Annotated in this window: 7 protein-coding genes; 6 read left to right on the forward strand and 1 reads right to left on the reverse strand. The window is 70.0% G+C overall.

The window, feature by feature from the left end:
- Window positions 1-57: 57 nt before the first annotated feature.
- The gene (gene eccCa, locus ACLJO0_RS19740; RefSeq protein WP_410579956.1) at window positions 58-4,020 is read right to left on the reverse strand and encodes a type VII secretion protein EccCa; all 3,963 of its coding nucleotides are present in this window, start codon (window positions 4,018-4,020) and stop codon (window positions 58-60) included.
- 127 nt (window positions 4,021-4,147) lie between these two features.
- Between eccCa and ACLJO0_RS19745 the strand changes: the two genes are divergently transcribed.
- The 6 genes from ACLJO0_RS19745 (at window position 4,148) to ACLJO0_RS19770 (ending at window position 21,571) form a co-directional block, all read left to right on the forward strand.
- Window positions 4,148-4,468: a hypothetical protein gene (locus tag ACLJO0_RS19745; protein WP_410579957.1), complete on the forward strand. Its 321-nt coding sequence runs from the start codon at window positions 4,148-4,150 to the stop codon at window positions 4,466-4,468.
- 14 nt (window positions 4,469-4,482) lie between these two features.
- Entirely contained in the window at window positions 4,483-4,788 is a 306-nt protein-coding gene (locus tag ACLJO0_RS19750; protein WP_410579958.1) for a hypothetical protein, read from the forward strand.
- Between the two features lie 602 nt (window positions 4,789-5,390).
- Window positions 5,391-5,756, forward strand: coding sequence for a YbaB/EbfC family nucleoid-associated protein (locus ACLJO0_RS19755; RefSeq protein ID WP_410579959.1), 366 nt, complete (start codon window positions 5,391-5,393; stop codon window positions 5,754-5,756).
- Entirely contained in the window at window positions 5,753-6,079 is a 327-nt protein-coding gene (locus ACLJO0_RS19760; RefSeq protein WP_410579960.1) for a hypothetical protein, read from the forward strand. Before ACLJO0_RS19755 ends, ACLJO0_RS19760 begins: the two co-directional genes overlap by 4 nt.
- A gap of 15 nt (window positions 6,080-6,094) precedes the next feature.
- Window positions 6,095-20,866, forward strand: coding sequence for a toxin glutamine deamidase domain-containing protein (locus ACLJO0_RS19765; RefSeq protein ID WP_410579961.1), 14,772 nt, complete (start codon window positions 6,095-6,097; stop codon window positions 20,864-20,866).
- Window positions 20,867-20,998: 132 nt separating this feature from the next.
- Entirely contained in the window at window positions 20,999-21,571 is a 573-nt protein-coding gene (locus ACLJO0_RS19770; RefSeq protein WP_410579962.1) for a hypothetical protein, read from the forward strand.
- Window positions 21,572-21,577: the final 6 nt, after the last annotated feature.

Consider the following 21,577-nt stretch of genomic DNA (forward strand, 5'->3'; position numbering starts at 1 on the left):
AGCCAACCAGCGACGGCGGCCGCGATAGCGGCTCCGGCAGCTTCCGGCCACGGACGGCTACGCCTTCGGCGGGAGCCAGGCGAGCTGGACCAAACCCTTGTGGCCACGGCGATCCACCAGCCAGCCGCGGCCGGGCGGGAGCACCTGGGCTCGCATGCCGCCGAGCAGCGGTCCCTCGTCCCGGTCGCCGGACATCATCAGCCCGGGCGTGCCGACCTCCCGCAGCCGGGAAAGGAACGGCTCGAACAGCCCTCGTCCCGCGCCGCCGGAGCGGCGGGCGAGCACCACGTGCAGGCCGATGTCCGAGCCCTGCGCCGCCAGCGGCAGCAGCGGCATCAGCGGATGCTTCTCGTGCGTGGCCACCATGTCGTAGTCGTCGACGAGCACGAAGATCTCCGGTCCGTGCCACCAGTTCCGCGCCCGCAGCTGTTCCGGTGTGACGTCCGCGCCCGGCAGCCGCTTCGCCATCGACCCGGCCACCTCGGCCAGCAGCTCGCCGCTGTACGCGTCGTTGGTGCCGTACCCGAGCAAGTAGTCCTCACCGACCTCGCCGAGCAGCCCGCGCCGATGATCGATCAGGATGATCCGGGCCTCGCTCGGCGTGTACGCGCTCTCGATCCGGCGCGCCAGCGTGCGCAGGAACGTCGTCTTGCCGGACTGGGTGTCGGCCAGCAGGAAGAAGTGCGGATCGGCGGTGAAGTCCAGCCGCATCGGGGAAAGGTCCTTCTCGTGGATGCCGACCGCGAGCCCGGCGTCGGCGCCGGTCAGCTCGTCGGCCTCGGGCAGCTCCTCGAACGGGAACGTTCCCGGCAGCAGCCGGACCGGTGGCGCGGCCTCGCCGGGCCAGGCCGACCGGACCGCGTCGACGAGAGCGCCGATCCCGCCGACCAGGTCTTCGGTACTCGCGGACCCGTCGATCCGGGGGAGCGCCACCAGCATCTGGTGCTTGCTCATCGAAATACCCCGGCCGGGGGCACCCGAGGGCACCCCCATGGCGGCGCGCCGGTCGATCAGCGAGTCGATCGGGTCGCCGACCTTCAGTTCCAGCTTGCTGGCGAACAGGTCCCGCACGTTCATACGCAGGTCGAACGAACGGGAACAGCTCACCAGCAGGTGCACGCCGTAGGAAAGGCCACGGGCGGCGATGTCCCCGACCGCCTCCTCCAACTGGTCGAACTCGCCGCGCAGGGTCTGCCAGCCGTCGACGACCAGGAACACGTCGCCGTGGGGCTGGTCGGCGAACCGGCCCTCGGCACGCAGCTTGCGATAGGTGACGATGCTGTCGATCCCGTGCTCGGCGAACAGCCGTTCCCGCTGCGCCAGCACGGTGGCCACCTCGGCGACGGTACGGCGCACCGCGCCGGTGTCCAGCCGTCCGGACACCCCGGAGACATGGGGGAGGCCGGCGATCGAGGCGAGCGTGCCGCCACCGAAGTCGAGGCAGAAGAACTGCACCTCGCGCGGGGTGTGGGTGAGCGCGAGGCTGCTGATCAGCGTGCGCAACGTGGTGCTCTTGCCGGTCTGTGGCGCGCCGATCACCAGCACGTGCCCGGCCGCGCCCGACAGATCGAGCCGCAGCGGATCGCGGCGCTGCTCGTACGGCCGGTCCACGATGCCGATCACCGGCCGAAGCCCGCCGGGCCGCTCGGTGGTCAGTCCGCGCGCGGGGTCGGTGGCGAGCGCGGGCAGCAGCGCGTCGAGCGTCGGCGACTCGTCCAGCGGCGGCAGCCACACTTGATGAGCCGGTGTGCCCTGGCCCTGCAACCGGTCCACCAGGATGTCCAGCAGGGTTTCGCCGACCGCGGTGTCCTGGTCCGGTTCGGGGGTCTCCGGCTCGTCGCCGGTGTCCAGCTCGGCGGCCAGATAGTGCGTGGTGTACTCGCGTAACACCAGTTGTTCTTGCGAGGTAAGGGAAGCCGCGCGTCCGGTCTGACGCTGGTAAACGCCGGAAACGTAGGCCGAGCGGAACCGGTCGAGCTGATCGGTGCCCACTTTGAGGAAACCGTGGCCGGGCGCCCTCGGCAGCCGGAACGCGTCCGGCATGCCGAGCACCGTCCGGCTCTCCATCTCCGAGAAGGTCCGCAGCCCGATCCGGTAGGAGAGATGTCCTTCGAGGCCGCGCAGCCTGCCCTCGTCCAGTCGTTGCGAGGCGAGCAGCAGATGCACCCCGAGCGACCGGCCCAACCGGCCGATCTGGACGAACATGTCGATGAAATCCGGTTTGGCGGACAGCAATTCGGAGAACTCGTCGCAGATCACCAGCAGGGTCGGCACCTCGGGCAGCGGGGCGCCCGCCGCGCGGGCCTTCTCGTAGTCGCGCAGCGAGTCGAAGTTCCCGGCCGCGCGCAGCAGTTCCTGCCTGCGGATCAGCTCACCGTTGATGGCGTCGGTCATCCGGTCGACGAGATGCAGCTCCTCGGCGAGGTTGGTGATCACCGCGCTGGTGTGCGGCAGCGAGTCCAGCCGGGTGAAGGTGGCACCGCCCTTGAAGTCGACCAGCGCGAAGTTCAGCGAGCTCGGTGGGTGTGTCGCGGCCAGCGCCAGCACCAGCGTCCGCAGCAGCTCGGACTTGCCCGCACCGGTCGCGCCGATCAGCAGACCGTGGGGGCCCATGCCGTCCTGCGCGGATTCCTTGAGGTCGAGCTCGATCGGTGCCCCATCCGGATGGATCCCGATCTTGACCCGCAGCCGGTCGCGGTTCGGCCGGGGCGTCCAGGTGTCGGCGGGATCGAACTCGTACGGGTCGCCGAGTTCGAGCAGTTCGGCGAGGCCGAGTTCGCTGGTCATCGGCGCGTCACCGCGCACACCCGCGGTGAGCCGCAACGGGGCGAGCTGCCGGGCGAGCCCCTCGGCGGCCACCGCGCCGAGCGCGTCCGCCCGGCCGAGCGGGATCTCGCCGTCGATCGTCTCGCTGACCAGATCGCCGTCCTCGGCCACGGCCAGCACCACGGTGGTCCGGTCCAGGGCCCTCGGCGGCATCGTGGTCAGGTCGACCACCGTCACGCCCTCGACGCCGCCGCCGGTCATCAGGTGGTCCGACCCCGCCATCGAGCCGCCGTCCAGCACGACCACGAGCTGCGGGCCGGAGACCCGGGTGTCCACCTCGGGATCGAATCTCGGACGCCTGGCCAGCTCCTCTTCGAGCATCGCCTCCAGAGCCGGAATCGTCGGTGCGACAAGGCGAAGCGGGCCGAGCGCGTCGGTGCGTTCCGGGTGCAGCGCGTGCGGCAGCCACTTGATCCATTCCCATTCCGCGCGCTCCCGCTCGCCGACGCACACCGCGATCCGCAGGTCGTCGGGCGAGTGGAAGGTGGACAGCTGAGCCAGCATCGCCCGCAGCATGCCGAGATGCCGCGCCCGGTCACCACGCAGATAGATCCGGCTGAAGCCGTTGATCGCGATTCCCAGCGGCAACCCGTCGACCGTCGTGTACGTGGTGATGAACCGGCGTAAAGCCAACGCGGACAACGGTTCCAGCTCTTCGAGCGGTTTGGTGTCCGGCGAGACCAGGGTGGTCGCCGGAGCCTGCGGACCGGTGCCGATCCGGGCGATGCCGAAGTCCGCGTCGTCCTTGCGCCGCTCCCACAGCCGGTAGCTGGCGGCCAGCGACCACAGCGACTCCGGATCCGGGTGCAGATACTCCATCGCGTCGCGTTGCCCGCGCACCGAGCGCCGCAGTCGCAGCCGATGCTGGGCCAGCTGGCGAAGGTACTTGCGCCGGGCATGCCCCATCTCCCGTTTGCTCGGGCCGCCGCCCTGCAGGAAACCGGTCACCACCATGCCGAGCATGCCGACGCCCATCAGGCCGTACACGACGAACCGGATCGATCCGGTCATGCTGCCGGAGAACATCAGCATCATCGCGGCCATCATGGCCACCATCGGTATCACCGTCAGCACCTGCAGCCATTGCCGCGCGGGCGGCGGCGGGATCTCCGGAGGTGCTTGCAGGATCAGCTCGCCGGCCGGCAACTCCGGTGCGGGCCTCCTGGCCGGTCTCTTCACCACGATGGTCGTCACACCGCGATCGTCCGCCGGTCATGGCGTGGGCAGGGAGTGATGGCAGGAACGTGCCGAACCCGCCGATCGCGCCGGTTCGCTGGCTAACTTGAGGCGCAAGGGTCCATTTCGGAAGAGAGAGGGACGTATGAGCGACGGTCGCGTCGATATCCAATTACCGGTCGTGCAGAATTTGGTCAACAAGACTGATCAAAGCATCCAGCAACAGCTCGCCGCGCATCGCGCGCACGCCGCGCGAGATCTCGATGCCCTCAACGAGGGGCTGGGCGGCGCCGTGAAGCAGGCAGGTATCACCGGAAACATGGGCCGTGTGGATCTCTTCACCAATCAGGTTCATCCGTTCGCCCAGCAACTCGTCGACTCGGGGAGCTCGGTCGTCAAGGTTTCGGGCGGGTTCGCGGCCGAAGCCCAGCAGGCGATGATCGCCAAGGCCATCAACCCGTCTTAGCAAGGAGGTATCCCATGTCGATGGACGACCACTACAAGACCGTGTACCACATCGTCGGCGCGGCTCAAGACGACATGCACAGGATGGCCACCGACCTCGGCCAGGCGGCCGAGGACGATCTGAGTGCCATGCGCAACGTCGCGGGTTTCGCTTGGAACGGCAGCAACAGCGATGCCATGAGCCTCAAGTACGCGGAGACGTGCAAGAACACCGGTTCCTACGCGGACGACGCGCACGGCACCGCCGGTTCGTACGGCAATGTCGTGAACATCGGGCAGACGTGCGAGACGCAGGTCAACAACATCATCGGCACCATCTAGCGGCCGAGACGACGAAACCCCGGCGGGCCACGGCCCGCCGGGGTTTCCTTTTGGGTGGCGGGCTCGTGAGGGGCGATTCGGGTTCTCTTGAGGTCCCCAAGCACGCGAGTCACGCATTGCCGAAGTACATGAAGGCCCCCTTCCTTGCGCTAGACGCAAGGAAGGGGGCCTTCATGTACTTTACGACCGGCCGCCGAGGTCACCAGGGACCACATCTGACGGTAGCGAAAGCCTCCTTCGCTACCGTCAGAGTAGGCAAGGAGGCCCTCACTACCAGGAGAACGCCTACGCAGAAGCGACACCGGCCCCACGCCACGACACGTTTGCCTTACCCCTCAAGAGAACCCGAATCGCCACTCGCGACCCCCGCGCAATGTACCCAAAATGGACACTATTGCCTGCCCGGCGTTCCTTGCGGACGGTCAAGAGCCTCATCTTCACCTCACGGCCCCGGACCAGGCGCGAAACGGCCGGATATCGATACGGATTCACGGCGCGGTTTCCTTTTGGGCGGCGGGGTTCGTGCTTGGCCGGAAGCGGCCAAGCGTGCCCCGAGCCTCCACGTCGGGGCGAGACTGGCCTTACGTGTCAAGGGAGGAACTGTGGAGCCGGACATGTACGCGGACTACGAACAGCTGGCCGAAGACGTGCGGTCCATGCAACGGCGCATGGCCGAGATCCGGGCCACCGCCGAATCCGATGACGGGTTGATCAGCGCGACCGTCGGTGGCGCCGGCGAACTTCTCGAACTGACGCTCGATCCGCGCATCTACCGCACCGCCGACTCGGCCGCGCTGGCCAAGGACATCACCGACACCATCCACGAAGCGGTCGAGTCGTCGACCGAACAGGGACTGGCGATCGCGGCGGGCTTTCTGCCGCCCGGTATGGACGCCGACGCCGTCGATCTCCGGTTCGATCCGGTGCTGCGCCGGTTGGATCGGCCGGAGCGGGGATACGGCCGATGAGCGGGATGGACGGGAACAACGATGGCAAGGTCGACATCTTCTTCCAGCCGACCCGGCAGGAGCTGACGAATCTGAGGGCCGCGGGTACCGACTTCGAGACCGAGTGGGCGAAATGCCGCAAGGCCATCGAGGACATCACCCCGCTGCTGGGTTTCGGGAAGCTGGGCGAGGCGTTCCAGGACTGCGCGGACAACACCCCCGGCCTCGTCGAGAGCGCGAACGGGGTCGACGACAACTTCGGCAACTTGGCCACCAACGGGGAGAGCGGCGTCAAGATCTACGAGAGCGCGCAGGCCGAGGCGACCGGCCAGCTCGGATCCTGATCGGGTACGCGGACGATGGCTGATCTGTGGAGCATGACGGTCGCGGCGTGGGAATGGATGGGCGGCGTCGTCGACGACATCTGGCCGCCGGACAACCCGAACGCGGCCGACGACCTCGGTGACGCGTGGGACAAAGCCGCGACGTTGCTGGAAGGCGCGATCACCCGATCGTCGATCGTCCACGACCGGCTTCGCGAGACCTGGCCGGACGCGAACGGCGCTTTCGTCCAGGCGCGGATCAAAGAGGCCAACGACGGCGAGTACGGCGGTGGCGGGTCCGGCAACCGGGATCTCGTCGTGAGCATGCGCAAGATGGCGACGTTCTGCCACAACTACGCGGATCAGATCCGGCGGGTGCGCAACCAGATCTGGTCGGAGATCATTCACGCCAGCCTGGATTTCGCCCTCATGGCGGCGATCCCCGGCGGGCAGTGGCTGTTCGCCGCCAAGATGGCGAAGCGGGTCGCCAGGATCGTGGAGATCGCCAAGTCGATCGCCCAGGCGGGGAACAAAATCGGCAAGCTCGGCAAGCTTGCCACGATTCCCGTGCGCGAGGCGGCCGACGAGGTCTTCACCAACAGTATCGAGCAAGGCCTGAACATCTGGCAGGGCAACCAGGACGGGTTCAACTGGAAGGAAAGCGCCACCAACGCGCTCGGCGGTGCCATCGGCGCCCCGGTCAGCGGCATCGTCGGCGCGCCTGGCAAGGCAATCGGCGCTCTCGCCAGGAAGAATCCGGGCGTCAAGAACGCGCTGGACAGCGGGCTCGGCAAACACGCGACCACGGCGGTCAGCTCGGCGAGCACGAACGCGGTGTCCTCGCCGATCTCCAGCCATGCCGCGCAAAGCATCATGGACGGGAACGGGGTTCCCACCGATCTCGCCGGCTATGGGCAGTCCATCAAGGAGAACTGGCTCACCTCGGCCGCGATCGGCCCGATCCGGGGGAACGCGCATCTCGCCGGCGAGCAGGTGATGGCCTTCGAAAGGGAGAAATTCGGGCTGCAGAAACCGTCCCCGGTGACGGATATGGGAACCTCGTCGGGCGGTCCGCCACCGACCGACCCGCCGGGCGAGGTGAAAGCTCCGGAGTCGGCCGACGCCGGAGCGGGGAAGGGCGCCGACACCGCATTGGGGCAAGGAGACAGCGGCGTCGGGCTGGGGCAAGGCGAGTCCGGGGCAACGTCCGGTCAGCCCGGCGGCTCCACCGGGGACCTGGCCGGTACATCGGGCGCGGACGGTGGTGGTCACGGCAAGTCGCCTACTTCGTCCACAGTGGACGAGTCGATGGCTGGTGCGCGGCAGCACGCCGGAGTGGGTTCGTCGACGGGGCAGCACACGATCGGTTCTTCGGTATCGCAGGTGGGGGCCGGTTCGGTGCCGCAGGCGACCGCCGTCGGTGCGGCGACGGCCACGGCAGCCGCTCCCGGTGCGACGCCGTCGGCTACCGCCACGTCGGCTCCGGCCTCTTCGGCGGCCCAGGCCACGTCGGCACCGGCGGCGGCCACCACGTCGACCGCCTCGGCACAGGCGAGCGCGCCGGCCGCGACCGCCTCGACGCCTGCCGCCACGGCCCAGACCGGCGCGCAACCCGGTGCGGCACAACCGGGTTCGGCACAGCCCACTGCGCCTCAGTCCGGTTCGGCTCAGCACCAGGGCTCGACGCCCGCGGTCCCGAACCGGGACACCGCGGCGAAGCCCGGCAAGGGTGAGCCGGAAGCCGCGCCGGAGCCCGACGACGGCCCAAGGCCGCCCGAATCCGAAACCCCGGAACAGGAGCGACAGCAGGAGCCGGAGGAAGCTCCTGAACCCACTGTGGACGGTCCGGCCGAAGAGGTCGGCGGGAGTACCGGTACGGGTCACGCCCCCGGCCCCGATACGGGCCCCGGTACCGGTCCTGGGACCGGCCAGGTACTGGCCGCCGCCGCACCGGCCGCCGCGGCTGCCCGGCAGGCTCAGCAGCCCAGCCCGCCGGATCCCGCCCAGCCCGCCAAACCGGTCCCGGCACCCGCCCACACGACGACGCGCCGTGCCGCCGAGCCCCAGCGCACGCAGGGCGACCCGCCCGCCGACCCGCCCCGGCGGCCGCCCGGCCCGCCGCCCGGCACCGGCGAGTCCCCGGATGTCCCGGACGGCGTGCCGCCGCGGCTCGCCGCCGTGTGGGACTTGCTGTCGCTGACAGCGCGGCAGGCGATCACCGAGCTGATGAGCTCGGTCGATCCGGACGCGCTGGCCGATCAGGTGCAGGAGTTCGCGGCGCGCCTTTCGCCGGGCCTGATGGACCGTTCGTTCGGCGAGATCCTCGGCAAGATGTCGAATTCCGCGGGGCACGAGCTGGGCAGGCGGCTGGCAGCCGAGGCCGCGGTGCACCGGTTGTGGGGCGCGGTTCCGGCCGCGAGGGAAGCGATGTCCGAGGTGCTCGGCCGCCTGCACCCGGCGGAGGCCGCGGCCGCCCTTGCCCGCCTCGCACCGCTGTTGGCCAGACAGCCCGAACTGGCCGAGACATGGGACGCGTTGTCGCACTCGGCGCGGGAAGCGGTCGTGGGTCTCGCGGCCAGAATAAATCCGGACAAGCTGGTGAAGCGGCTGACCGATCTCGCCGGGCGGGTGTCCGCCGGGCCGAAGGGGCGTTCGCTCGCCGAGCGCGTCTCCGCGATGAGTGCCGACCAGCTCGCCGCGTTCGCCGAACAGGTGACGGCCTTGACCGACCGGATCCCTGCCAGGGAACCGGTCGAAGGCGCGGCGACTCCGGCCGACCTGGCCAAGGTGGACCGGGGCAAGGGTCTCCTGCTCGAGGCCGCGGAAATCCAGGCCAAGCTGGACGAGCTCGCCGCGCTCGGCGTGGACGTCCGGGCCGCCGAGGAGGGCCTGCGGGAAGAGCTGGGCAAGGCGCGACGGGTGCTGGACGGCAACACCCAGGTCGAGGCGACCGCACTCGATTCCAACTACGAGAACGTCCGCGCGAAGTACGCCGCGGCCGACGTCGCGCTGGCGCTGGCCAAGCTGGACGGGCACCTGCTTGACCAGATCGGGTTGCCCGGACTGCGGATCACCGGTCTCGAGGTGCCGGTGGACGACGACGGACGGGCCGGTACGGAGGCCACGAACAACGACGGAACCGACATCGACATCCGCGGCGAGCTCGCGGATGGCACCGAGGTCCGCTTCGAGGTCAAGGACCGGACCGCGCTCGTCGCGGCCGACCTCGCACAGACCGCCAGACAACGCAAACTGGCCGGGCCCGGCCCCAAGGTCGTCCTGCTGGCCACCAACCGGGTCGATCCCGAGTTCGCGAAGAAAGCCGTGGCGAACGGCGCCGACAGCGTCATCCAGTACGACGGTTTCCAGGTGTTCATCGAGGTCGCGGCCAGGGGAACGGAGGGCACGCCGCCGCCCGCGACGCCGCCGCCGGACCAGACACCTCCGGGGCCCCAGGAGGGACCGCCCACGCCGGAACCGCCGTCGGCCGCGGCGCAACGCTTCTACCATCCGGAGAACCCGGCTCGGGATACCCATCCGAGCCCGCGCGGCGACCTCACCGACGCCGAGCTGGCATCGAGCAGGCACAGCGAGCGCGCGCTGCGGGCGTTGATCGGCAAGTCGAGGCTGGCGTGGAACGACCTCCGATTGTTGCTGCTCGAACACGGCCTGCTGCCCGCCGACTCGCGGCCGCTTCGCCCGCGCGATGCCGAACGCATCCTGGACGGCGCCCGGGTCCGGACCCGGATCGCCCCCGCCCTGCGGGCAGCGTTCGACAACGCGATCCAAGAGTTCGAGCGGCTGGCTCGTGGCGAAGCACCCACGGTGGATTCGGAGTCGTCACGGAACCGGGCCTGGCAGGTCCGGAAGGAGTTCCGCGACGGCACGATGACTCCCGGCAGGCGCGAGCGGTTCGTCCAGGAGATCTTCGCGGACGACGTTCTCGCCCGGCAGCAAGAGATTCTCGGTGACCACTTCGGCCGTTACCAGCTCCGCGCCGGTGTTCCGTTCGGCCTCGACGGTCGCGGGGAAAACGGCGGTGGACGCTCCCATTACGCGGGTTCCACGATCCCGGCCCTCACCCTCGAGTTGAATCCCTCGGACGAACCGGGATCGCCGGTGGTGGTGCAGAGCTACCACCTGGCCGCGGGCACCGAACCGTCGGCTCTGGAAGTACACCGCGACGATACTTTCACCCGCGCGTTGTTCGAACCGGAAACCCTGCTCCCCACCACCGCCTTGCCGCCGATCGAAACGCGGCACCTGCCCGCCGAGCGCAAAGGCCGGCTCACCTTCGCGCGGCTCACCTTCACCGGTCTGCACCTGCGCAAGGGCCTGGCGCTGATCGACGCGCTGATCGAGGCGGGCCGCGCCTCTCGGCCCCAGAAGCTGGCACTGACACACGCGCTGGAGTGGTATGCCAAGGCCGCGGCCCGTCTCGATGACCGGCTTCCGGACGTCAAATGGCTTGTCCAGCGCGGAATCGAGCTCACGAACATCGGGCAGGACCAGCTGATCGATGCCGTGGCGGCGGCCTACGGGATGTCACCGGCGATGGTCGCCGCGATGGTGACCGATCCCTCGGTGCGCTCCCGCGTCCCGCACAAGCTGATGCCGTCGATCCAGGAACTGGACGACTTCTCCGAGGTACTGACCAAGGCGCGAACGCATTACGAGGACCTGCTGAGGCAGACCGAGCACGCGGCGAGGGAACTGGAGTTCGCGGAGCGGGAATGGCAGCGGGCCAGAGACGCCGCGCTGGCCGAGATGACGCGAATCGGTGACGAGGCGGTCGCGAACGGGCTACCGGAATGGGCGCGCCGCCGGGCCGCCGCCCGACAGGTCGCCGAACTCTGGTCGGTGGCCACCAGGGCGCGGGTCGCCCCGGAGGGTGATCCGGCGGTACCGGAACCGGCGCGCCCGCGTGGCCGGAGCGTCCTGGACCTCGCGGGGATCCGCGCCGCACTCGCCGCCGCTATCCGCGCGGTGGAGGAACCACGGTATGCGGCGGAAGTCGCCTACCACGCCGCGATGGCCGAATTGCGGGCGGCGAGGGAAGACATGCGCGCGCTGACCGAGTGGGTGCCGCATCTGCTCGCCACCGGTGACCGGGCCGACGTCGCCGAGGCGCTGGGCCTCCCGGTCGAAAGCGTGGCCACACACCGGCTGCTGCCAGGTGCCGAGCCCGGTCTTTCGCTGGACGGAACCACCGAGGACGTGCGGGCCGAGGTCGCCGCGCGGCAGGATCGGCTGGAGCAGGCGATCGAACGGATGCGCCTGGCCGACGCCGCTCGCACCGAGGCGCACGCCGAGTACGTCCGGGCGCTGGTTCCGGCGATCGAACGGGCGGCCGATCGAGGACTGTCCAATGTGGAGATAGGAAGGATCGCCAAGCTCCTCGACGGCGAGGTCGCCGGTATCACCCGGCGGGCGGAGAACCTGCCGGGAAAGCGGAAGCCGGTGGTGGACGCCTACGTCGACGCCCGCGGCTGGCTGATCGGAGTGGGTGACCGGGTCACCGGCCGTGACGCCCTCGCCCCGAGCCGGGGCGCCCAGTTCGCCGCACTCGATCCGGACAGCCCGGACTATGTGGCGAAAGCCAGGGAACTCGGCGTCGAGGAGGAACTCGCGCTTCGGCTCGGCAAACCCCGCCCCGTCCATTTCTTCCACGACGTCCACATGCACCCGAAGGGGTATGACGCCGCCAACGTCGACTATCAGGAGTTGGTGAACTGGCTGATCGCTCAGGGACTGCCGAACATCCTGGTGGCGTCGCCCATTCCGCAGAGCGGGCTCGGCGTGATCGGTGGCTCCAGCGGTTCCTTCTATTACGCCCTCACCAACGTGGTCCGGATGGCCACCGTCTTCGGCAAGAAGATGCTGGGCCTGCACGGCCAGCTCTCCGACCTGCGGTTCTTCTCCGCGCGCGACCGGATGTCGGAAGAGCAGAAGTCACACTGGTTCCCCGGTGTTTCCGGAGCCAGAGTGGACATTCCCGGGGTCGGCGGCTACCTGATGGCGATGGCGGTCCTGTTCGGCGACGCGGCCCGCTACCTCGCCGAGACCACTTTCGTGAAGGAAATGGTCCAGTCGATGCTCGGGCGGCAGGCGAGCGAGGTGGTCAACCCGGAGTGGGTCGACTACTTCGGGAAGCTGCTCGCCGCGGCGGAACTCGTCCAGGATTCGATCCACAAGGGACGGATCGGGCCGGAGTTCTTCGCCGCGTACCTGGCGGAAGGTTCGCCGATGGCCGAGCTGTTCCCGGTGGACGGCAGCCCGAGCGCCCTGACCGAGATGGACTTCTACGACTCGCTCATCGAGAACGCCGGTCGGATCAAGGCGCTGCTGAAAGCCGCCGGGCTGCACGCCGAACTGCGGAGCCTGCCGGACAACGCGCCGGAGATGTACAACCCGAACACCGTCGAACTGCTGGAGACCATCGCCGCCACCGGGCAGGTGCTGATCCTGCACGACGACATGGGCCTGGCCAGGTTGCGCGGCAACGGGATGTACGTGGCGAGCCCGTCGGACGGGCGCAACCTCGGCCCGATGGCCTACCTCCTCCAGCAGGAGAGCCTCGCCGGCGCGAAGGTGATCTGGGCGCATCTCGGCCTCGGGCACTGGACCACGCTCACCGTCGAACACATCGAGCGGTTGCAGTGGCTGCTCGACACCACGAACACCGCCATGGACATCTCCTGGAACGTCCTCGCGCAGCACGCGAAGGCGGCTCCCGAGGTCAGGGAGGCGTTGATCCGGTTCCTGATCGTGAACCAGGATCGGCTCATCTTCGGTACCGACACGGTGAACCCGCAACCCGGTGCGCACTACGTCCGCCACCGCAACGAGATGGATCCACTGTTCGCCGAGGCCGCTCGGAGGCCCGGCGGAGAGGCGGCGGTCGCGAAGATCCTGCACGGCAACTTCGCCCGGATGCACGAGGAGGCGGGGCAGCGGGTCACCGCGTTCGTGTTCAACGAGATCCTGTCCGGAGCCTGGGACGGGTTCATCGAGTCGTTCGGCCCGCACTGGCAGCGCAAGGTGGACGAATGGGTCGAGGCGAGAATCGCCGAGGGCTGGGTCGCGGACCCCGGCTATCAGGCGCGCGGGCCGTTGTCCGGGCTGGACCTCACCGACGAACAACGCGCGAAAGACCAGCCGTGGCTGGCGAATCCGCAATTGCGGACGATGAAGCTCTGGTACACCGCCGCCGATCCCGGAAGTGACGCGAACGCCAATCCGCCGCGGCTGCAGGTGGCCGCGGCCAGGATCTCCGCCACGGAAACCGCGGCGGGGGTCAAGTCCGCCTTCGAGCAGCTGAAGCGGCGCTGGACCGAACGCGGTGGGCTGCGACCGGTGAGCGGGGCCGACGCGCTCCTCAGCCGCCCGGTCACCGCCCAGGCGCTGATGGCGGGCGAGCGCATCAGGGCGGCCGTGGCCGCGGGAGAGATCTCCCGTGCGCGACTGGCCATGACCCCCGGACGGCTCGCCACGCTGCCGTTGGCGCCCGCCGAACGGGACGCCATGCTCGCGTCGCTGATCGAGAGTGTGGAGAAGACCGAACGAGAACAACTCACGGCGCTCGAGAAGATCGCCACGCTGCGCTCGGCCTGGCTCGGCCGTGACCTGAAAGGCTGGGCGGTGGCCGGGGCCGCCGCGGCGACCATGCTGGGAGTGGGCGCGACGATGGGCGTTCCCTTCGCGCTGTCGGCGGGGGTGAGCATCGGGGCGGGCTACGCGGCCTTCGTCGTCCGCGGGATGCTCAACATCGCGAAGACCGGGCACGCCCAGAGCAACCGGGTGAGCCTGGAAGGGATGCTCGAACGCGGCAGGCTCGACCAGCGGTCCGCCGAGGCGCTCGCCAGGATGATCCGGGATTACCTGGAGTACGACGTCAATCCGCTCGGCTGGTTCGACACCGTCCTGGAGGAGGTGCGGGGCGAAGTCGACGTGAGGACCCGGCAGTTCCTGATCAACCTGCAGGCCATCATCCACACCCCGCTGGCGATCGGCGAACGCCCGTCGCAGCGCCAGGAAGACGTGAGCCTCGAGGTTTCGCGCTACCTGAACGAGGTCGGCAGGCCGTACGGCGCCGCACCCGAGTCGATGAACAAGATGAACCCGCACGCGGGCAGGCTCGGCAAGCTGATGGCCGCCGGCCTCGCCGGCACCTTCCTGGTCAATCTGCCGGTGCACGTCGCACAGGCGGCCAGTCTGAGCGGGCTGGACGCCGCGGTCGCGGGGGTCTACGCGGTCGCGGACGGGCTGTTCCTTTTCACCGCGCTGTCCAACGCCATCGGGGGGATCGCCGGTTACGACAACGCGCTCAGGCCGCTGTATCGCAGGCTGCAGAACGCACTGGCGTTCCCGGTGCTGACCGTGGCCAACGGCATGCTGGTCGCGCTCGCGGTGAGCGACGGGGAGTGGCTGAAGGCGCTCGCCGCGACGACCCTGACCGGCGCCACCCTCTACATCTCCAAACTCGGTGCCGAGCTGGAGCTCCGGCTGGGCCGCCAGGCCGCTCGCAAAGGCCCGGCTGCCCTCTGGGTCACCGCGTCCTCGCTGGTCGGGCTGGGCATGATGGGCCTGTCGTCGGCGCCGCTGGTCGCCGCCGCGGGCACCGCGCTCGCCGTGTCCGGCCCGGTGATCTACGTCGTGCGAGCCGCCTTGAACAGGGTGCACAAGGCCTACGAGGCGCGGACCCCTGGGGGGCTCGTGTACACGTCGAACATCCCGGTGCTCGGCGTCGGCGCGGCCGTCGACCTGAGCCTGCCGCGCACTCGGGCACCGAAGCTCATCGGGACGGGCAGTACTCCCGAAAACGATCCCGACAAGAACCCCGACGATCCCGATACGCCGGACGACGATCCCGGCGGTGCGCCGTCGCCGGAGCCGACGCCACCGACGCCCCCACGTCCGGCCGGTCCGTCGAACCGGCCGGACCCCGGGACGGATCCGAACGTCGGGAAGACCACTCCTCGCACGCCGCCGCCGGACGCTGGACCCGTCGGTCTGCCTGCCTCGGATTCGTTGCCGTCGCAGAAGAATCCCGATCCCATCGGGGTGCGCGCCGACGCGCGGCACGCGGTGGGGCGCGCGGTGCCGGACGCCGGTATGCGGGCGGTCGAGCGCTCCGCGAACGGCCGCCGATACGTGGTCACCGGCCCGGCAGGGAACACGTTCGACGTCACCGTGCGAGCGGGAACGCCGAGTCCTGGCCAGGTCGCCCAGTACAGAGTGGACACCGCGGAGAATTCGCTGGAGATCGAGATCTCCGCGTTCGCCACCGAGGACGCGACGCGCGACGCGGTCGCGAGGGCGCTGGGTGCGGCGGCGGCCGAGCTGTCCGGGACGCCGCACGGCGAGGACTTCCTCAGCGCCACCGCCGATCCCACCGCGGACCCGTTGCTGAGTCCGGCCGATCACGGGCGGGCCGCGCAGCTGCTGGCGTTCGGCAGTGCGCTGGCAGGCAGTCCGCTGCCACTCCGGCGATCCGGGCTGAGCGCCGCACTTCAGGCGTTGATCGCGGACATGGGTTTGCGGCCGGGCGACCCGGGCGCCGCACGGCGGCTGGCCGCGCTGCCGGACGAGCGGATGCGCGAGGTGGTGCGCCGGTACGCACCGGCGCCCGATGGCTATGCGGGCGGACTCGACTACGCGATCACCCGGCTGCTCGCCGGCAGCACGTCGTCGGTCGCTTTCGGCGGCGCCATCGTGGCCACCGCGCCGGTGGTCGCGGCCGCGATGATCAGCGGCGCGGCCGCGCGCTCGCTGGCCGCGGGCCTCTATGACCGGTCGGTCGTGGCCCGCGAGGTCAACGCGGAGAAAGCGGCGAAAGCACCCGTCGAGCGGGCGGTCGCCGAGCGGGCCGCGGCCAGGCGGGAGGCCCTCTTCCGCCCGCTTTTCGACCGCTGGACCGGGATTTCCGGCCGGCTGCGGAGCGGAACACCCTCGCCGGAGGCCACAGCCGCGCCACGACCGGAAACGCCAGGGACCGAGCATCCGGATGCCGAGTACGTCGGCCTGACGCCGTACGCGGTGCGCCGCGCGGCCGGTGTCTCCGCCGGATCGCTCGGCACGCTCGCGATGGCCTCGATCGGCATGCAGCCGATGATGGCAGGCGCGCTTCTCGCGACGCTCTGGGCGCCCGCCGTGTTCGGGTCGTTCGCCGAGGCGTTCCGGGGACGGCGCCGCCAGGACGAGCGGGTGGCACGGGCCTCGGAGCGGCTGGACGAGGCCGATCAGGCGACCGCGGACAACGAACGGGAGCTGGCCGAGTTCGGTCACGCCTTCCTCGATCTGATCGAGGAAAGGCTGGCGGACACCCCGGTACCCGCGGCCGAACCGGGGGAGGCGAGCGGACCCCGGCACCGGGCGAGCCCGCTGGCGACCTTCACCGGCGTGGGCAACGATTCGGCGCTGTCGCCGATCGGCTACCGCATTCCGGACCGGAATCTGCCGGACACGTCGGACCCGACCTGGCTGTCCGCGGTGTTCACCGGCTACCTGGAATACCTCGGGCTCGGGGTGCTCCAGGCGATCGTCGGCACCATCGCCGGCGGGGTGACCGGGCACAGCGCGTACCGGGCCGCGCAGGAGGCCGAGCACGACCGCAGGCTGCACGACCTGCTGGCGGAGGTGGACGAGCACAGCGAACTGCGCACCCGGGTGTTGCGCGCGGCGCTGAACCGGCTCGCCGAAACCGCGCCACACGAGGCGGACCGCGACCGGCTTCGTCACTTTTTAGATGAGCACGGGCTGTCCGCGCCCGAAGCGGAGCCGGACACCGAGCCCGATGGGGACCGGCCGCCGTGGCTCGCGTCGAAGACCTGGCTGACCGCCGACATGGTGATCGCCTCCGCCTCCCTCGGCGCCACCACCGCGGGCTTCACGTTGTTCGGCATCGGCGGCCTCGGCCCGTACGCGGTGGCCGCCGCGGCCGAAACGCTGATCCCGTTGTTCCACCGATCGTTGACGGAACGGGAATTCGCCGCCGAGGACGCCGCCGCCGGGCCTGCCGCCGAGTTGCGGAGGGCCGAGGCGCGGGCCAGGGCCGACGCGCTCGAGCGGTACCTGTTCCGGCTGCTGGACCGTGGTCTCGCCGAGTCCCCGGACCAGCCCGGCGGGCAGCGGCAGTGGTGGCATCCGAGGCAGATCGCCGACCTGGTGAGGAAGATGGCGCCCGCCGTACCGCCGTCCGAAGCCGCTCCGCTTTCGGTGCCAGGACAGCTCAAGGCCGCCGCCGACGCGGCCTACCTGGACCTCCTGGAACAACCGGGTGAGCTCACCACGCTGCCGGACCGGCTGGTGGCGCTGGAGGCCGTCGGTGCCGCCGCGGACCGGCTTACCAGGGCCGGGGACTGGGTGGCCACGACCGGGCAGACCCGTCCGGAAGTGGTGGCGCGCAACGAACTCGTCGAGGCGATCCAGCAGTACAACGCGCTCGCCGAGAATCCGCTGCGGCTCGATGACGTCTTCGACGGGGTGCACCAGGGCAACAGCGACCCGCAGCAGGTACGTCAGCTGTTGCCCGGCCTGCGGGACGCGGTCGGCGGCGAACCCGGCGAGATGGTGCCCTGCCAGGTGGCGGCCGTGCTCACCGACCGGCATCTCGCCGATCGGGCGGCGGGCAGGCCGCCGGGACGGGCGGTCCCGCCGCGCACGCTGGCCGGGCTGACCGGCCGGGAGGGCTGGGCCGACCGGGTCGCCATGGCGGCCAGGGTCGCCGGGGCACGGTTCGTCCCGATGGCGTCGGCCAACGATGTGGCGCAACGGCTGCGTGCGCTCGGCCCCGGCGCCCGCGCGATCGTGCACGGCGAGCGCGCCGGCGTCACGCATCTGTTCAACGTGGCCAATCTGGACGGTGAGGTCTACTTCATCGACGGGCAGATCACCCTGTTCGCCGACCTGGCAGGCTACCGCGACGGATTCCGGGTGCTCATCACCGAGGACAACGGCGAGGAGGCTCGCCGGTGGGCCGGCCGTCCGGTGCCTTTCCTGCTGCGCAACGCCTACGCGCAGGCGATCGCCTCGGCCCGTGAGCAGTTCGCCCGGCTCCACAAGGATCCCGCCGCGCCGAAGGGCATCGACGACGTGATCAACCCGGAGCCGTCCGAACAGGACGGTCCGAAGAGAGCGGACGCAGCGGTGCCCGCGCCGAGCCCGGCGAGCGGCGCCCCGCCCGCGCGCGGCACCACCACGGGCGGCCGCCGTTGGAAGGTGTATCGCGACGTCGCGGCGCTGACCCGCGGGATGATTCCGCCCAGCGTCGAGCCCGCGTGGCACCGGCACACCCGTGGGATCGTGACGGCGGCGACGAACATCGTGAACGGCCCGCCGCGGCCGGCGTCCGGCCTGACGCGCTGGATCTCGTTGTTCGAGACGGCGTACGGCATGATGCACAGCGCGCGGCAGATCTCGGCCGGGGCGACCTACGATCCCGAACTGGTGCGGTGGGCGCAGGAACATCCGGAAGCCCTGAAGTACTTCCGGATGCCCGAGCTCTCGCCGCTGGCGCGGACGAGCGAGGTCAATGCCCTGCCGTCGATCCACGCGGGAGTGCTGACGCCGGACGAACAGGCGTGGCAGATCGAAACCCATCATCCACTGCTGCGCGAGGTCAACCCGAACTTCAACAGCCCCGATGCCTATGGAGAAGGCTGGCAGACCAACGGCCCGCAGGCCGTCGTCGGCTATTTCCGCGGCATGCTCGGCCAGGAGATGAAGGTCGAACCGGTCCGGCCCGAAGACATGTGGCGGATGGACGGGGAAACCTATGTCGCCGAGCGACTCCACGGGTCCTGGGAAGCTCACGAAAGCTACGACAGTGTCATCGACGAAATCCACGGCGCGTGGTGGGCCGCGTCGAGTCCCTCCCCACTGCCGCCGACCGCCGCGCTGCGGCTGACCTACCTCCATCCCCCGTCCGGGGAGGTCGTGGAGAAGTGGGGCCTGGTGCGGTGGACCGACGGCGGGGTCGTGTTCCTGTCCCCGGTGCCCGGGACGTTGATGCTGTTGCCGGCACATCCGCTTTCGATCTCCCTGCTGCCGATCACCTATGGCGAGGCGGCGAAGGACAACCTGCCGGAACGGCGCGGCCGCCCGGTCGAATCGCCGCCGGTGCCCGACGTGCCCGTTCGCCCCGCCGATCCCGGCCAGGTCGCTTGGGCGCTGGGCGAAGTGGACGGCGGGCGGCTGGCCGGGCTGGCGTTGCCCGGGCTGGTGATCGAGGGCGTCGACGCCGGCAGGCCCGCCGTCCTGCACGGCACGCTGGCCGACGGGACGGCGGTACGGATCGACGTGGTGAACGCCGGATCACCCGGAGTTCCGAGCTTCGATGTCTTTCCCGGCCGGATCACCAGGGACCGGGCCGCGGCCCCGCCCGGCACCAAACTGGTGTACCTGTTCGCCGAGGGGCTCACTTCGCGACTGGCCGAGGGGCTCGTCGGGCTCGGCGCGGACGTGGTGCTGCGCCAGACGGGCTCCACGGACTTCGAAGTGGTCGCGGCCAGGGATCCCGGCCCGGCGCCCGATTTGTTCAGCCGCCGGGCCGTCCGGAGCAACCGGGACATCCTCGACAGCGGCGACGGCCTGCCGCGCACCCAGCAGACCGTCGCCCGCACGGCCGAAGCCGCCGGCATCGATCTGACCGGCGTCCAGGTTCAGCTGGTCGAGACGCCCGAGGTGATCGAGTATCTCGACGAAGTGGGCGCCTGCGCGTCCACTCCGCCGGAGTCGGCGGGAAAGACCATTTGGCTCGGCCCGGCCAGTTTCGCCGACGTCGAGACCCTGGTGGCGGTGCTGGCACACGAGATGACGCACGTGCGCCAGCTTCGAGCCGGGATCACGCCGACCGAGCAGACACGCGAAAGTCTCGAAGAAGAGGCGGAGGCCAGCGAAGGGCCCGCCCTGGAAAGGTTCCGGAATCATGACGACGACGATGTTCGAGGTGGAGAAGACCTTCGACCTGCCGGGCCGGGACGGGATCCTGGTGGTCGGCCGGTTGCGGCAAGGGACGCTGGAGAGCGGTTCGAACCTCCGGCACCGGACGACGGACGCGCGGATCCGGGTCCTCGGCCTGGAATTCGACGGCCCGAACCAGCGGGGGACCGACCGGCGGACGATCCGGATCGACCGGCGGGACGCGGAGCAGGTGACCCCGGGATCGATCCTGACGGGTCATCCCCCGACTTCCTGAACCTGCCGCCGACGACCTTCCATCCGCTCCCGCCCCGCATCGACGCGGTGATCAATCAGGAGCCGGAGCCACCGCTCGCCGAACCCGAGGCCGACTGGATCCCGGTCGAGGACATTCCCCTCCCGCTGCACCGGGACGAACCGTTGCCGGCATCGGAACTTCGAGCGTCCTTCCGGGGCGAGGACGATCCGAACGACCCGAACCGGGCGTTCGCTCCCATGGTCGTCGAGTACTTTTCACCCGAACGCAGGGAGGAGCACCGGGTTTTCGTGCGGGACGGCAAACTCTATTGGGCACGGGACGGATCCCCGGTGGACACGTCCGCCGCCACGGGGCCGTTCGATCAGGCGATCTTCGCGATGGATCCGCAGGGGAACCTGTACGTGTCGCCGACGTGGATCGCGGGGCAGTTGCACCATTCCAGCTTCCTCGCCGGACAGCCCGTCGCCGTGGCGGGCCACATCGGTGTGGTGAACGGGAGGCTGATCAAGCTGACCCGCCAGAGCGGGCACTACCAGCCGGAGAAAGAGCAGTTGGTGACCGGGTTGAACATCCTTGCCGAGCAGGGTGTGGATGTCTCCCAGGTGGACACCGGTCCCCAGTTCTCTTGAGGAGAAGGTCAAGGGTGTCGTGTTCGTGGGTGAGACTGGTGGTGGGGTGAAGGCTCCCTTTCACCGCGTCTGATGCGGCGAAGGGACCCTTCGGCCCTGGTCAGTCAAATAGACGGAAGGAAGACCAGACAAGTGAAGTTCCCGTGGCGCGGATACGTCAACCAGCTCACCTACGTGGCAGGCCTGCGGCACCGGGCGGACGACGAGCTCGTCGAGCGGGTCGCGGACGAGGTGATCCGTCAACGGTTCTTCACGCTCCCCGTGGCGGACTACCACCGGGCGGCCACGGAGGCCCTCGGCTCCGGCGAACGGATAGCCGGCGAACAGGACGACGAGGACGCCACCCGCGATTTCCTCGCACGGCTGGTGCGGGCCCTCGACGATCGCGGGCCGTGGCCCGAACCGCCCTACTCGACCAGCGGCACCAGCGAGTGGGCCGCCTTGCGGGACGCACCCGCGGTCGCGCGCGTTCCGCTGACCGAACGGCAAATCGGAGCCGCGCTGAATCGCGTCTTCGCCGAGGAGCCGCCGGGCGTCGGCGACGTGCGGGTGCTGATCCTGCGACTGCGTACCGGGCAACAGATCGCTTTGCGTGCTTCGCGTCCCTTCGCCGAGCCCGGTGTCGACCTGGTGACTTACGACGATCCTGTGTCCACTGTGGCCGCGTTCGGTGAGCTGACCGGTATCGAAGTGGAACCCGGCTAGGGCAAG

This window comes from Amycolatopsis sp. lyj-108 (assembly GCF_046549005.1).
GTDB lineage: Bacteria > Actinomycetota > Actinomycetes > Mycobacteriales > Pseudonocardiaceae > Amycolatopsis.